The sequence below is a fragment of the Streptomyces koelreuteriae genome (genome assembly GCF_018604545.1).
Lineage (GTDB): Bacteria > Actinomycetota > Actinomycetes > Streptomycetales > Streptomycetaceae > Streptomyces > Streptomyces koelreuteriae.
Window position 1 is genome coordinate 1,737,198 of the sequence record NZ_CP075896.1, and the last position, 15,206, is coordinate 1,752,403.

Sequence of the window (15,206 nt, forward strand, 5' to 3'; positions counted from 1 at the left end):
GCTCAGTACACGTCCCGTACGTAGCGCTTGGCCCGGCGCAGGTTCGCCAGGTACTCGGCGGCGTCGTCACCGCCGCGTCGGCGCTGCTCGGCGACGACGGCCAGCAGGGCCTTCTCGACGTCCTTCGCCATCCGGGAGGCGTCACCGCAGACGTAGACGTGTGCGCCCTCCTCCAGCCACGCGTAGAGCTCGCGCGACCGCTCCCGCATCCGCGTCTGCACATAGACCTTCTCGGCCTGGTCGCGTGAGAACGCCAGATCCAGCTCGGTGAGCACACCGCGCTGCTGGAGCTCGGTCAGCTCGTCCTGGTACACGAAGTCCGTCTCGCGGTTCCGGTCGCCGAAGAACAGCCAGTTCCGTCCGGAGGCGCCGCGCGCGGCCCGCTCGTGGAGGAAGCCGCGGAAGGGGGCGATGCCCGTGCCGGGGCCGATCATGACCATGGGGGCATCGTCGTCGGCCGGGACGCTGAAGGAGGCGTTCGGCTGGAGGTAGATGCCCACGGTCGAGTCCGCGCCGACCCGGTCCGCCAGATACGTCGACGCCACGCCCTCGTACCTGTCGTACCGCACGGACGCGATCGTGAGGTGGACGCTGCCCGGGTGGGCGAGCGGGCTCGACGAGATCGAGTACTGGCGGGCCTGCAACGGCCGCAGGAACGGCAGCAGTTCGGCGAGGCCCGGTGCGGCCGGACCGGCGTCCCGGAGCAGGTCGAGCACATCCCGGCCCCAGAGCCAGGAGTCGAGGTCGGACCGGTCGCCGTGCGCGACGACCGAGGCGAGTTCGCTCGACGGGGCACGCTCGACGAGATCGGCGATCAGCTCCTTCGACGGGGTGCGGATCTCCCGTTCCGTGCGCAGGAGTTCGGCGGTCGCCTCGTCGCCGGCCGCACCGAGGTGCGCCAGCAACTCCCCCACCAGTGCGGGATCGTTCAGCGGTACGACGGCCAGGGCGTCGCCCGCCTCGTACGTGATGCCGCTGTCGCCGAGGTCGAACTCGTAGTGGCGGATCTCCTTCGCACTGTGCGGCGCGGACAGGAGCCGATTCGTGGCGAGCCGGGACCGGTAGGGGGTGCGCTTGTTCCACTGGGAGCGGGGCTTCTTCGGTGCCTCCGCGGCGCCGCTCCCCGTGCCCTTCGCGCCGGTCTCGGCGGCGACCAGGTCGAGCACCGCCGCCGTCCACTCCGCTGCGGGCTCCTCGAAGTCCACGTCGCAGTCGACGCGTTCATGCAGCCGGGTCGCCCCGAGCTGCTCCAGCCGGGTGTCGATGAGCTTCGCGGCCTGGCAGAAGTCGTCGTAGCCACGGTCGCCGAGGCCGAGCACCGAGTAGCGCACGCCTTCGAGGCGCGGGACCGTGTCGGACTGCAACGCCTCCCAGAACAGCCCGGCGTTGTCGGGCATCTCGCCCTCGCCGTAGGTCGACGTCACCACGATCACATGGGACATGGCGGCGAGCGCCTCGGGCGTGACGTCGTCGAGCGCGGTGGCCCGCCCGCCCAAGCCGCGCGCACGGGCACCGGCGACCACGTCGCCGGCCACCAGCTCGGCGTTGCCGGTCTGGGTGCCGATCAGCACGTCGATCGTGGCCGCGGGCGCGTCGGCGCCGGCGCTGTCCCGGCGTCCGGCGGCGGCGATACCGGCGATGAACCCGGCGAGCCAGGACTCCTGCTGGGCGGAGAAGGGCGCGTCGGCCGGGATGAGGGAGCCGCTCGGGGGCATGAGGGTCATGCGGTCACCGCCTCGGTCGGGGCCTGCGGAATGTGGGTGTGGCGTGCGGCGATGTCGTCGAGTGCCGCGGTCGCGAGCAGTTCGTCGAACCGGGCGGCACGGACCCGGCCCGCGTTCTTGGTGGTCTGGTGGATGATCCAGCCGTAGGTGCCGGGGGCGTCCACGCTGAGGTTGTTGCGCTGCCGCAGCGCGCGCTTGTAGTCGTCGAGGCGCTTGATGGCGATGAGCGTGGCGAGTTCGCCGTCGTCGAACCGCTCCAGCGTGCCGCGCAGGTACTTCACGACCCGCTGCTTGACGAAGAAGTCCTCGGTCAGCACCAGGTTCCGGACCGCCTCGGCGACCCGCGGATCGTCGGGGCCACTCGCCCCCGGCACCCGCTTCAGCGCGAGGTCCTGCGCGACGCCGAGCACCGTGTACGACGACAGCAGCGAGAACATGTCGTCGCTGCCCTGGTCGCCGAAGGCGGGGGCCCGGCCGCCGAGCACGGTGCGGCGGTCGCGGTAGTCGACCTTGAACGCGCGGAGCTTGTCGGTCGCGATCGAGCCGGCCAGCTCGTCGAGCAGCTCGGAGCGGGTCGCGGCGGCGAGGATCTCGCCGGCGTCCTGGTAGAGGAGCAGCGCGCGGGGCATCCCGCAGTACACGTGCCGCCGTTCGCTCTCCCAGTTCTCCAGCAGCCGTGCCGCGAGCGGCGATCCGGTGGCTTGGAGATGCCACTCCAGCAGCAGCCGTACGGCCGCCTCGTGGAAGGCGCCGTGCCCGGTGTCGGTCACCGGGAACACCAGCAGCGAGTCGGCGCTCACCCGGTCGCGCAGTGCGCCCGACGGGTCGTACTGGTAGAGGAACCCGCCGCTCATGCCGTTGCCCAGGCCCTTGCCGAAGCCGCCGAGGTTGAGCACGGTGCCGCCGGTCATGTACTCGCAGCCGAAGTCGCCGAGGCCCTCGACGACGGCCGTGGCGCCGGAGTTGCGCACGGCGAACCGGTCACCGGCCTCGCCCTGCACGAACGTCCGGCCGCCGGTCGCACCGAACAACGCGAAGTTCCCGACCAGTACGTTGCCGCCGCGTTCGGCGGCGCCGCCGCCCGGGGCGCGGACGACGATCCGGCCACCGCTCTGGCTCTTGCCGACGCCGTCGTTGGCGGTGCCGGTGTGTTCCAGGGTGATGCCGTCGTTGCAGAACACACCGTACGACTGGCCGGCCGATCCGGTGGTGCGGATGCGGACGGCGTCGTCGACGAGGCGGTGGCGGCCGCGGTCGTCGGTGATGACGGCGGGGGCATCCGCTGTGAGGCCGCCGTGGTTGAGGAGCCGCTCCACGTCGATGGAGAGCTGCCCGCCGACCGACTTGTCGCTGTTGCCGAGGCGGACGCCCTCGACGAGCAGGGACGGCTCGCGCCGGTCGACGAGTGCCTCCCGCACGCGCTCGATCATGGCGTCGTCGGTGCTGAAGTCCTTCTCCAGGTATTCCGGTTCCGCGACGACCTTCTCCGCCGCGCGGGCCAGCAGCCGGCGGACGTCCAGGCGCCCGACGCTCGCCGGGTGGTCGAGGAGCTGCAGCAGGTCCGTACGCCCCCGGGCCTCCCGCAGGGACCGCAGCCCGAGGCGGGCGAGGATCTGCCGGACGTCGTGTGCGATGTTGAGCAGGTACTGCGCGAGGGCGCGCGGGTCGCCCTCGAAGGCCTCGGCGTTGGTGGTGAGCCCGGCGGGGCACTTCACGTTGCAGTTCTTCGCCATGACGCAGCCGAGCATCATCAGCGCGGTCGTACCGAACTCGAAGCTGTCGGCCCCGAGCAGCGCGGAGGTGACGACGTCGCCCCCGGTCTGGTGCGCGCCCGAACACCGGAGCACGACCTTCTGCCGCAGGCCGTTGGCGACCAGCGCCTGGTGCACCTCGGCGACGCCGATCTCCGCCGAACGCCCCGCGTACTTCAGGCTCGTGACGGCGGCGGCTCCCGTGCCGCCGGTGTTCCCGGCGATGTTGATGACGTCCGCGCCGGCCTTGGCGACACCGACCGCGATGGTGCCGATGCCTTCCGAGGACACCAGCTTCACGATGACCCTGACCCGGGCGGCCTTGCAGTCGTGGATGAGCTGGGCGAGGTCCTCGATGGAGTAGGTGTCGTGGTGCGGGGGCGGGGAGATCAGCTCGATGCCGGGGGTGCCGCCCCGCGCGGCGGCGATGTCCACCGTCACCTTCGGCGCGGGCAGCTGCCCGCCCTCGCCGGGCTTGGCGCCCTGCCCGATCTTGATCTCGAGTTCCTCCAGCATCGGGTCGGCGAGATAGCCCGCCCAGATGCCGAACCGGCCCGACGCGAACTGCTTGATCCGGGAGCCCCGGACGGTGCCGTACCGGGTGTGGTGCTCGCCGCCCTCACCGCTGTTGGACATCGCGCCGACCATGTTCGTGCCGTGCGCGACGGCCTCGTGCGCGGTCGCCACGAGCGCCCCGTGGCTCATCGCGCCGGAGGCGAGGGAGCGGGTGATCTCGTGCGCCGGCTGCACCTCGTCGAGCGGGACGCTGTCGGGGGCGTGGTCCAGGAGGGCGAGGAGCCGGGCGGCGGTGCCGGTGGCGGTGACGTCCACGCCCTCGGCGGTCACGGAGAGCGTCTCGACCTCGCCGGGGTGCGCGAGGGCGAGGCCTTCGGCGAGGGCGGCGTGGCGCTCGCCGTCTCCGGCCAGACACAGCCGGAAGGTGGCCGGGTCCACGGCGGTCGCCGTGACCCCGCGGACGGTGACGCTCGCGTTGCCGCTCGTCGAGAACCGGCCCAGCTCGCGCGCGAAGTCCTCCGGCGTACGCAGCCCGGTGACGTCGGCCGGCAGGGCGAGCACGTCACGCAGCGCGGAGGGGCGGCGGGAGCGCTCCTCGTGCGTGGTCCGCAGGAAGGCGCGGTACCCGGGCGTGATCCGGAACGCGTCGATCTCGGCGTCGCTCAGCCGGTCGTAGCCGGTGTTCCGGTAGGCGGCGTCGGTGATGCCGAAGGCGTCGTCGAGGCGTCCGAGCGTGAGCAGACGCAGCGCGTCCGGGTCGCCCTCCCTGCCGAACTCCGGCTTCTCCTCGGTCATCCCGCCGAAGCCGCGCACCGCGGAGACACCGAACGAGTGCCCGGCGCCGTCCGACCGCTCCTTGAACAGCCCGAGCAGGGGCACCTGCTGCTCGCTCCCGACCGTACGGGCCCGTTCGTGCCAGTCCGTCGCGGCCTGCGCGATCCGCGCGAACCCGACACCGCCGACCGGGGCATCCATGTAGGGGAAGACCCGTGCGAACACGTCGTCGCGGGTGTCGAGGTAGTTCGGCTCGAAGAACGCGCCCCCGATGTAGCTCTCGGCGGTGCACAGCCCGACCCGGCCCATCGTCTTCGCGAGGGACTTCTCGGCGGCCTTGCGGAACCTCGCGAGCGCGCGGTCCGTCTCGGTGACCTCGCCCGCGGGGGCCGGTGCGCTCGGGTACTTCTCCTCGGCGCGCAGCCGGGCGGAGAGGCTGTAGACGGCGGAGGCGCCGAAGCCGAGCGCGGTCGCGACATGGTGCGACGAGGCCAGCTGGCCGCTCTCCGCCACGAGCGAGACGCGCAGCCGCAGCCCGGTCTCGATGAGCCGCTGGTTGACGGCCGCGACGGCGAGGATCACCGGCAGCGGAGCCCGCGTGGAGGACACGGCCCGGTCGGTGAGGAGCGCGATGCCGCCCCGCTCGGCGGCGAACCGCTCGACGTCGTCGCAGAGCCTGTGCAGCGCCGACCGCAGCGCGTCGGCGTTCGCCGTCTCGTCCCCGGCCACCGGCTCGTAGAGCATGTCGAACCGCTCCAGCGGCACGGTCCGCTGGTCGCGCAGCCGGACCATGTCGAGGTGCCCGAGCACCGGCGAGGACACCACGAGCTGCCGGCAGCCGGTGCTGCCGGTGCCGTCGGGCTTCGGGCCGAGCGCGACCCGCATGCTCATGCCGTCGGCCTCGCGGATGCTGTCCAGCGGCGGGTTGGTGACCTGGGCGAAGCGCTGCGAGAAGTACTTGGCCATGCCGCCCTCGGTGTCGCTGAGCGCGTTGATGGCGTTGCCGTAGCCCATCGCGGAGATCCGCTCCGACCCGTCGGCGAGCATCGGGTCGAGCATGAACCGGAAGCTCTCCTGGTTCAGCGAGTACGCCACGTACCGCCCGGCGAGGGTGAGGTCGCCGTCGTACCCGAGCGTCGTCGTGCCGCGGTCGTAGCCGGGGGCGGGCAGGTCGTCGAGGTTCTCCCGGGCCGCGGCGAGCAGTTCGGAGTACGGCCGGCGCGCGGCGAGCGCGTCGAGGACGTCCCGGGTGCGCATCCGGCGGCCGGTGCGGTGGTCGAAGACGAGCATGCCGCCGGCCTCGATACGGCCCCGGTGCACGACCTCCTCGTCAGGGAAGGCGACCTGCCCGGCCTCCGAGGCCACCATCAGGTACTCGGCGGTCTCGACGGTCCGCAGCGGACGCAGCCCGAGCCGGTCGAGTCGGGCACCGACGACATCGCCGTCGCTGAAGATCACGGCGGCCGGGCCGTCGTTCTTCTCCTCGTACAGCGAGTAGTACTCCAGCATGTCGCGGACGGCGGAGGGCAGGGTGCGGTCGTTCTCCCACGCGGGCGGCATCAGCGACACGACCGCCTCGACGAGGTCCAGACCGTCGTCGAACACCCGGCTCTGCAGGGTCTGGTCGAGCCGGCTGGAGTCGGACTGCCCGGGCGGACGCACGATGCTCCGGGTGCGGGCCCGGGCGAGGGCCTCGTCGGAGAGCCGGTTCTTGCGGTCGGTGTTCAGCTCGCCGTTGTGCGCCATCAGGCGGAACGGCTGCGCCATGGTCGGGTGCGGTTCGGTGTTCGTGGAGAACCGGGTGTGGAAGTACAGCGTCCGGACGGCGTGCTGCGGGTCGCACAGGTCACGGAAGTACCCGATGACCTCCCCCGAGTTGAGCCGCCCCTTGAGCACCTGGGTGCGCGCGCTCAGCGACAGCGGGTACAGCCCGGCGTATGTGTCGTCGTCGGCGTAGGCGACGGACTCGATCGCGAGCAGGGCGCGGTTCGCGGCGGCGTCGACGTCGGCGCGACGCCAGGCGTCCGGGGCACGGAACACCCACTGCACCAGGGGCAGTTGGTCGCGCTCGGCGGCGGGCCTGGCCACGGAGTGGTCGACGGGGACGTCCCGGACGAGCAGCGTCTCGAAGCCCTGCTCGGCGAGGCACCGGCCGACGAGGTCCACGGCGTCGCCGCGGCGGCCGGCGTCGGTCGGCACGAAGCAGTTGGCGACACCGAAGTGGCCGGCCCGCAGGCTCTCGCCGGTGATCGCGCCGAAGAACTCCACCGACAGATCGACGCTCACTCCCGCGCCGTCCCCCACGCCCTCGGCGGAGGCGCCGCCGCGGTGCGGGATGGCGCAGAGCGCTTCGTCGCCCTTGCGGATGACGTCATGGCTCGGCGTCCCGTCGAGGCGGGTGATGAATCCGACGCCGCAGTCGCTGTGGTCGCGGGCAGGGTCGTACAGACCGAAGGGGGAGTGAGGCATGCGGGTCCTGTGAGCGTGTGCCGGCTGGGGGTACCTCCCAGCGCCTGGAGGCACTGGGGAGGAACGGCCAGGCTGCGTCGCTGAAGCGCTCGCCGCGGGCGGACCGGTGGGACGGCCGTGCCCTGAGTGGTGCGATGGATCACGGTAAGGCTTACCTAAGTTATTGGGCAAGTGTGCATCAATGAAGGATCGCCACGCCCAGGGGGTCGAGGACCAGGGGTTCGCCCTGGTCCACGCGCTTGCCGGTGAGCAGGTCGGTGGCGGTGGAGTGGGCGGTGAGACGGGCCGGTTCGGGGGCGTGGTTGAGGAGGAAGAGCAGGCGGGTGCCGTCGGGGGCGACCCGGGTGGCCGTCTCGACCGCCGGGTGGTCGGCGTAGGGGCCGAGCAGGTCGTGGCGGGCCAGGATCCGGCGGACGACTGTGTCGACGCCCGGCTGGTCGAGGGCGGTGGCGACGTACCAGCCCTCGCCGTCGCCGAAGCGGTTGCGGGTCACGGCCGGGGTGCCCGCGTAGAAGTCGGTGCCGTAGGTGGCGACCGGTTCGGCGCCGCGCGGGAGCACGATCTCGAAGACGAGCCGGGCCTCGGCCGCCAGCTCGGGGACGGTCTGGGTGAACTCCGGCGGGCGGGCGTCCCATTCGTCGACGCGGACGCCCATGAGGGGGGCGAGCGGGCCGGGGACGTCGGTGAGGAAGGCGCGGTCGTGTGCGTCGACGCGGCCGGAGAGGAAGGTGGCCAGGACCGTGCCGCCGCGTGCCGCCACAGCTTCGAGGCGGGTGGCGAGGTCACCCTTGACCACGTACAGGGCGGGCGCGAGGACCACGTCGTAGGGCGTGAGGTCGGCTGTCTGCGGGATGACGTCCACGTCGGCGCCGGCCTCGCGGGCGGCCCGGTAGTAGGCGTGGACCACGTCCGGGTACTTGACCAGCCGGGACGGTCCGTCGGAGATCTCCAGGGCCCACCAGCTGTCCCAGTCGAAGAGCAGGGCGGTGCGGGCCGGGGTGCGGGCGCCGAGGGTCCGGTTGCCCAGGATCCCCAACTCCCCTCCCAGTTCGGCGACTTCGCGGAAGACACGGGTGTCGTCGCGACCCGCGTGGCCGATGACCGCCCCGTGGTACTTCTCGCAGGCGCCCCGTGACGCGCGCATCTGGAAGTAGAGGGCGGCGTCGGCGCCGTGGGCGAGGGCCTGGAAGGTGGCGAGGCGCAGTTCGCCGGGGCGCCGGAGCGGGTTGACGTCGCGGCAGGCGGTGGTGGACGGCGTGTGCTCCATCAGCCAGAAGGGGGCGCCGTCCTTCAGCCCGCGCATCAGGTCGTGGGCGAGGGCGGGCCGGGTCGGCGGGGCGTCGAGGGGCGGGTAGCTGTCCCAGGAGGCGAAGTCGAGGTGGGGCGCCCAGCGGTGGTAGTCGAGGGGGCGAAAGGTGCCCATGAAGTTGGTGGTGACGGGTGTGTCGGGGTCGTGGGCGCGGATCACCTCCTTCTCGGCGAGGAAGCAGCCGAGGAGGGCGTCGGTGGTGAAGCGGAAGTAGTCGAGGGTGATGCCCTGAAACGCGGTGTGGTTGGGGCCGCGCCAGTGCTCGGTGAGGGCGTTCGGCGGCTCGATCTGGTCCCAGTCGGTGTAGCGGTGCGACCAGAAGGTGGTCCACCAGGCGTCGTTGAGGGCGTCGAGGGTGCCGTGCCGGTCGCGCAGCCACGCCCGGAACGCCTCGGCGCACAGCTCGCAGTAACAGACGCCGCCGTACTCGTTGTTGATGTGCCAGGCGAGCAGGGCCGGGTGGTGCGCGTACCGTTCGGCGAGGCGGGAGGCCATCGCGGTGGCGTGCTCGCGGTACGCCGGTGAGCTGGGGCAGAAGTTGTGGCGCTGGCCGTAGCGGTGGCGGCGGCCCTCGAAGTCGGTGCGGTTGACCTCGGGGTGCCGCTTGGCGAGCCAGGGCGGGAGGGCGGCGGTACCGGTGGCCAGGCAGACCTGCCGGCCTTCGGCGGCGGCCCGGTCGAGAACGCGGTCCAGGACCGTGAAGTCGTAGGTGTCCGGGGCCGGTTGGGTGAGGGACCAGGTGAAGACGCCGACGGTGAGCGTGTCGATGCCGGCCCGGGTGAACAGGCGGTGGTCGTCGTCCCAGACGCCCTCGGGCCACTGCTCGGGGTTGTAGTCGCCGCCGTAGGGGATCTTCGGGGTGCGGGGCGCGCTCATGCGGTGAACTCCTCCTGGGTCTCGGTGATCACCGTGCGGCTGCCGTGCAGCAGGGACAGCAGCAGCGGGGCGGCCAGCAGGGCGGGCAGGGCCTCGGTCAGCCACGCGGTCAGGGCGGCCGTCAGGATCAGCAGGGAGGCCGCGGCGAGGGTGGCTCGGCCGTGCCGGAACAGGAAGTACCCGGCGAGGCGGGCGGTGTCCCGGGCGCGGAAGGTGAACAGCGAGGTGAGGACGAGGGCGTGCGCGCCCCAGAGGAGGGCGCCCGCTCCGATCGCCGCGAGCAGCAGCGCCCACCAGCCGGGCAGGCCCGTCGCGGAGAAGTGGGTGAGGGTGAAGGCGATGACCGTCAGCCAGGCCAGCAGGGGCGTCCACAGCTTCAGGGCCGGTACGGCGTTGAGCCGCCAGCCGCGCAGGAAGGCGCGGGCCGGACGCAGCGCGGTGAGGTCGCGGCTGCGGTGGTGGAGGGCGTAGAGCGCGGCGGACAGGGCCGGTCCGAGGGGCAGCAGGCACAGGGCCGCGAGCGGGAGGCCCGCCGGGTCGGGGCCGAGCAGGAGCAGGCCCGCCAGGCCCGGGGAGGCGGTGAGGAGCAGCAGCGCCTCGACGGTCAGGACGGTGTGGATCAGGGCGGCGGCACGGGAGAGGGCGCCGGTGCCGAAGTCGGAGGCGCGGACGGTGCTCATGCCGTCACCTCCCGGCCGAGCAGGCGCCGCTCGTCCCACCAGGGCGGCGTCTCGTCCACGACGGGCGTGAGCTCGACCAGGGTGACCTCGTGGCGGCTCAGGGTGAGCGGGAGGTCGACGCGGCCGTCCTCGGTGGTCAGACGCCGGTGGGTGCGCGCGGGCTCGGCGGCCTCGTGCAGGACGTCGAGCTGCCCGGGTTTCGGGGAGGCCGGGCTGCCCAGGTGCCGCCAGGCCGTGTACGCGTTGCCCCGCTCCTCGTCCACGGAGGAACGGCGGACGAAGACCTCGCCTCCGCGCACCGGCAGGGACAGGCGCAGGGTGTGCCGGTCGGGGCCGGGGGTCTCGCCGGTCGGGTCGACGGGTGCCCAGGCCAGGACGGTGACCCGGCCGTCGTGGTGCCGGGTGACCAGGTGGTCGTCGCCGCGCGCGAGCACGTCGGGTCCCAGCCGGGCCATGAACGCGTAGAGGTGGTACGTCGGCTTGCGCACCTGCCGGTGGGTGAGGAGCCCGAACCCGCCGTGGAACAGCGCGGTCGGCACCCCGGCCTCCTCGAAGACGTCGCTGAACGTCCAGTACGAGAAGGAGTCGGCGTGCTCGCCGCCGTTCGCCACGACTGGGGCGAGGTAAGCGGCGTGGAAGGCGGTGTCGTGCACCGGATTGTCCGGCCGGTAGGAGGAGTTGAACTCGGTGATGTGCACCGGGAGTCCGGCGTACCGGGTCCCTTCCAGCTGCCGTCTCGGCGTGGCGAACTGGTCGAGCAGGCCGGACGCCGGTCCCAGGGTCTGGTGGACGCCGAACGGCACGTGCTGGGCGGGGCCGGAGGTGTAGGCGTGCCGGGAGACGAAGTTCAGCGGCACGTCATGGCGGTCGGTGAACTCGGCGAACCGCTCCAGCCACTCGTCCGCGCCGGGCGAGATCGCCGGACCGCCGACCTGGATCCCGGCGTCCACCTCCTTCACGGCGTGCGCGGTCACCTCGTACAGCCGGTGGTAGGCCTTCTCGTCGGCGTCCTGCCAGAAGTCGGGCAGATTGGGCTCGTTCCACACCTCGACGGGCCAGGTGCGGACCTCGTCGAGGCCGTAGCGGTCGACGAGATGCGTGAGGAGGGCGCGGACCAGGTCGGCCCACTCCTGGTGCGAGCGAGGCGGGGTGACGTTGCCGCGCCACCAGAACACGGTCTGCTCGCCCGAGGCCAGCTCGCCCGGCATGAAGCCGAGTTCGAGGAAGGGACGGATACCGAGGCCGAGGTAGGCGTCGAGGACCTGGTCGACGTGGGTGAAGGAGTGCCGGACGTGCCGGCGGCCCTGCCATTCGTAGGGCCGGTGCACCGCCATGCCGTCGCTGAGCAGGCCGTGGCCCCGGATGTACCGGAAGCCGATGTCGCGCCGCAGGACTCTCAGCGACTCCTGGTAGTCGGCGCGCAGGGCGAGTTCGAGACGGCCGGTGCCGACGCAGTGCCGCCAGGCGTCGGTCAGCCGGCCGCTCGGCGTATCGGGGACGCGGAGGATCACCCGTTCTCCTTCTTGAACCGCTCGTACGCCTTGTTGTGCAGGTCGACGAGCTGCTGCATGTTCTTCGACTTCAGCTCGGAGAGGTACGCGTTCCACTGGGACATCGGCCGCTTGCCGAGCACGAACTGGAGGGTGTTCTGGATGACGGTGTCCTTGAGGGGGGTGTCCCAGAGGGTCGCCTGTTCCTGCTCGAAGGACTGGAGCGGGTGGGCCGGGTCGATGGGCAGCTGCTCGCGCTGGGCCATGGCGTCCTGGAACTTCTCCTCGTCCGGGCTGAACGAGGAGGAGACCAGGTCCCAGCTGCCGCCGTAGGTGAAGACGCCGTTGAAGAAGCCGTAGTCCTTCTGGAGGTCCTTCGGGGCGTCCGGGTCGGAGCCCATGAGGGAGATGCCGGGCTTCAGCTCGTAGCCGCCGCCGGAGCCGGTGTAGGTGACGCCCTCGACACCCCACTTGCAGAACTTCTGGCCCTCGTCCGAGTACCAGAGCCAGTCGAGGAACTGCATCATCGCGACGAAGCTGTCGCTCTTGAGGGCCTTGCTGGAGACCATCACCCCGTTCTCCAGGCGGCTGCCGCCCAGCACCACCGGACCGGCGGGCCCGAGGGGCACCGGGACCATCTCGATCTTCGCGCCCTTGACCTGCTTCTGAAGGTTGTAGCGATAGTTCTGCACCAGCTCCTGGGGGTTGGCGCTCATCACGTAGGTCTTCTCGGCGAGGAGCTTCTGCACGGCCTGGTCGTCGGTCTGGCTGAAGCTCTCGGGGTCCATGAGCTTCTCGGCGACGAGCTTGCGCAGATACTCCACCATCTGGCGGTAGGAGTCCCGGGCGCCGGTGAAGACGTACTTCCCCGCCTTGTGGTCGAAGCTGATGTTGTCGTACGTCCAACCGGCCTTGACGCCGAACGCCTGGCCCAGATAGCTGAACAGGGCGCCGCAGGGGAACGGGGTGTTGGTGCTCCAGCGGTCGGAGAAGGGGTACTTGCCGGGGTACTCCCCCTTGAGCGCCTTGAGGACGTCGTACACCTCGTCCCAGGTGGTGGGCAGGCTCAGCCCGTGCTTGTCGAGGACGTCCGTGCGGAAGGACAGCGAGTAGCCGGACTTGGCCTTCTCGTGCAGGCCGGGCAGCAGGTAGTACTTGCCGTCGGACTGACGGATCGAGTCGAGCTCGGGCTCCAGCTTCCACTTGCGCACCTTGTCGCGGAAGTTGGGCATCAGATCGACGTACTCGCTGACCGCGAGGACCGCGCCCGAGGAGACGAAGGCGACCTCCGAGGGGTGGTACGTCTTCGGGATGAGGAACGGGGCGTCCCCGGCCCCGATGAGGACACTGCGCTTCTTCTCGTAGTCGGCCAGCGGGACGTCGACCGGCTTGAGGGTGACCCCGGTGCGCTTGGTGAGCTCCTTCCAGAACAGCCAGCCGTCCTTCATCGGGTACACCGGGTTGTTGTTGTGCAGAACGGAGAAGGACAGCGGCTCGGCCGCCTTGAACTGCTGGCCGGCGCGGTAGTTCTTCATCGCGCCGTTCCGCTTCTTGGAGAGGTCCTTGGAGTCGCCCCCGTCCTCGCCGCTGCCGCAGCCGGTGACCGTGGCGAGCCCGATGAAACCGGCGGCGGCGAGGATCTGGCGCCGCGAGAGCTGTCCTGCGTTCTGCACGGAGACTCCTTTGTTCCGTAAGCGAGTTGAGGAGGAGGCGGCGTCAGCCCTTGACCGCGCCGAGCATCACGCCCGAGACGAAGTAGCGCTGGACGAAGGGGTACACGCAGAGGATCGGCAGGGCGGTGAGGACGATGGTCACCGACTGGATGTTCGCGGCGACCTGGCTGAGCTGCTCGGTGCCCGCGCCCGCGTTGCCGCCGCCCGTGGCGCCCTGGATGAGGTTGCGGAGGTAGACGGTGACCGGCATCAGATCGGTTCGGTCCATGTACAGGAACGCGCTGAACCAGGAGTTCCAGAAGGACACCGAGTAGAAGAGCACCATGGTCGCCACGACCGCCTTGGACAGCGGCAGCACGATCCTGAACAGGGTGCCGTAGGTGCTCAGGCCGTCGATCTGCGCGGCCTCCTCCAGCTCGGTCGGCAGATTCTCGAAGAAGGCCTTCATCACCAGGAGGTTGAAGACGCTGATCGCGTTCGGCAGGGCGATCGCCCAGACACTGTTCTTCAGGCCGAGGCTGGTGACCAGGATGTAGTTCGGGATCAGGCCGCCGGTGAAGAACATGGTGAACACGGCGACCCCGACGAGCACGCCCCGGCCCTTGAGGTTCTTCTTCGACAGCACATAGGCGTAACACGTCGTCAGCACCATGGCCACGGCCGTCGCGACGACCGTGTACAGCACGGTGTTGCCGTAGTTCCGCCAGAACATCTCGTCCTGGAACACGATCTTGTACGTGGTGAGGTTGAACCCCTTGGGCAGCAGCGTCACCTCACCGGCCCGGATCTGCCGCTCCCCGCTGAAGGACCGCGCGAGGATGTTGGTGAAGGGATAGAGCGTCACCAGCACGACCAGGGTGAGGACCACCCCGTTGACGCCCTGGAAGACCCGGTAGGAGCGACTCGGCTTCACCACAGGCTCGTCCCCACTGTGCGACGCGAGAGCTGGTTGGCGGACGTGATGAGGACCAGGCCGATGATCGCCTCGAAGAGCCCGATGGCCGCGGCGTAACTGAAGCTGTTGGACTCCACCCCGGACCGGTAGACGTACGTCGAGATCACGTCGGCGGTCGGATACGTCAGCGGGTTGTACAGCAGCAGCACCTTCTCGAAGCCGACCACCATGAACGTGCCGATGTTGAGGATCAGCAGCGTGACCATGGTGGGCCGGATGCCGGGCAGGGTGACGTGCCAGATCTGCTGCCAGCGGTTGGCACCGTCGATGCGCGCCGCCTCGTACAGGTCCTCGTCGATCGTGGTGAGCGCGGCGAGGTAGAGGATCGTGCCCCAGCCGGCGGTCTGCCAGATCTCCGAGCCGACGTAGATGGTGCGGAACCACTCGGGCTCCTGGATGAAGCGGACCGGTTCGTGCCCCAGCCAGCCGAGGACGTGGTTGACGGGGCCGTCACTGGCCAGCATCTGCATCGTGATGCCCGCGACGATCACGATCGACAGGAAGTGCGGAAGGTACGACACCGACTGCACGAACCGCTTCAGGGAACGCCGGCGCACCTCGTTGAGCAGCAGCGCCAGCACGATCGGCACCGGGAAGCAGAACAGCAGGGTGAGCCCGCCGATCCACAGCGTGTTGCGGAACACCTGCCAGAAGGTGGGGTCGCTGAGGAACATCTCCACATAGCGCAGCCCCACCCAGTCCTCGCCGAAGATCGACCCTCCGGGCTCGAAGCGGCGGAAGGCGATCACGTTGCCGATCATCGGCAGATAGCGGAAGACCAGGAAGAACAGCAGCGGCAGGACCGCCAGTGAGTACAACTGCCAGTCACGGCGCAGCGCCCGCCGCCAGCCGGTGCGGGCGGGTGCCCGTCCACGGCGGCGGGGTGCGGCTCTGGCCGGAGGCGAGTCCTCGGTGCCCGGCGGGGCCGATGTGGTGGACGTGCTCATTGCTCGGGCCTCCCATGGGCAAGGGACGCGGAACCGAAACTT

The 15,206-nt window shown here is 70.8% G+C and carries 8 protein-coding genes; all 8 read right to left on the bottom strand.

Going from position 1 to position 15,206, the window contains the following annotated elements:
* Positions 1-2 precede the first annotated feature (2 nt).
* Entirely contained in the window at positions 3-1,724 is a 1,722-nt protein-coding gene (locus KJK29_RS07630) for a diflavin oxidoreductase (protein WP_215117952.1), read from the bottom strand.
* The gene (locus tag KJK29_RS07635) at positions 1,721-7,234 is read right to left on the bottom strand and encodes a glutamate synthase-related protein (protein ID WP_215117953.1); all 5,514 of its coding nucleotides are present in this window, start codon (positions 7,232-7,234) and stop codon (positions 1,721-1,723) included. The genes KJK29_RS07630 and KJK29_RS07635 overlap by 4 nt, the downstream gene beginning before the upstream one ends.
* Before the next feature lie 178 nt (positions 7,235-7,412).
* The gene (locus KJK29_RS07640) at positions 7,413-9,419 is read right to left on the bottom strand and encodes a beta-galactosidase (RefSeq protein WP_215117954.1); all 2,007 of its coding nucleotides are present in this window, start codon (positions 9,417-9,419) and stop codon (positions 7,413-7,415) included.
* Positions 9,416-10,099, bottom strand: coding sequence for a hypothetical protein (locus tag KJK29_RS07645; protein WP_215117955.1), 684 nt, complete (start codon positions 10,097-10,099; stop codon positions 9,416-9,418). The genes KJK29_RS07640 and KJK29_RS07645 overlap by 4 nt, the downstream gene beginning before the upstream one ends.
* Positions 10,096-11,607, bottom strand: coding sequence for a GH39 family glycosyl hydrolase (locus KJK29_RS07650; protein WP_215124195.1), 1,512 nt, complete (start codon positions 11,605-11,607; stop codon positions 10,096-10,098). The genes KJK29_RS07645 and KJK29_RS07650 overlap by 4 nt, the downstream gene beginning before the upstream one ends.
* On the bottom strand, positions 11,607-13,262 hold the full coding sequence (locus KJK29_RS07655) for an ABC transporter substrate-binding protein (RefSeq protein ID WP_215117956.1): 1,656 nt from the start codon (positions 13,260-13,262) through the stop codon (positions 11,607-11,609). Before KJK29_RS07655 ends, KJK29_RS07650 begins: the two co-directional genes overlap by 1 nt.
* Before the next feature lie 43 nt (positions 13,263-13,305).
* Positions 13,306-14,178, bottom strand: a complete 873-nt coding sequence (locus KJK29_RS07660) for a carbohydrate ABC transporter permease (RefSeq protein ID WP_215117957.1) — start codon at positions 14,176-14,178, stop codon at positions 13,306-13,308.
* Positions 14,172-15,164: an ABC transporter permease gene (locus tag KJK29_RS07665; RefSeq protein WP_215117958.1), complete on the bottom strand. Its 993-nt coding sequence runs from the start codon at positions 15,162-15,164 to the stop codon at positions 14,172-14,174. The genes KJK29_RS07660 and KJK29_RS07665 overlap by 7 nt, the downstream gene beginning before the upstream one ends.
* Positions 15,165-15,206 lie beyond the last annotated feature (42 nt).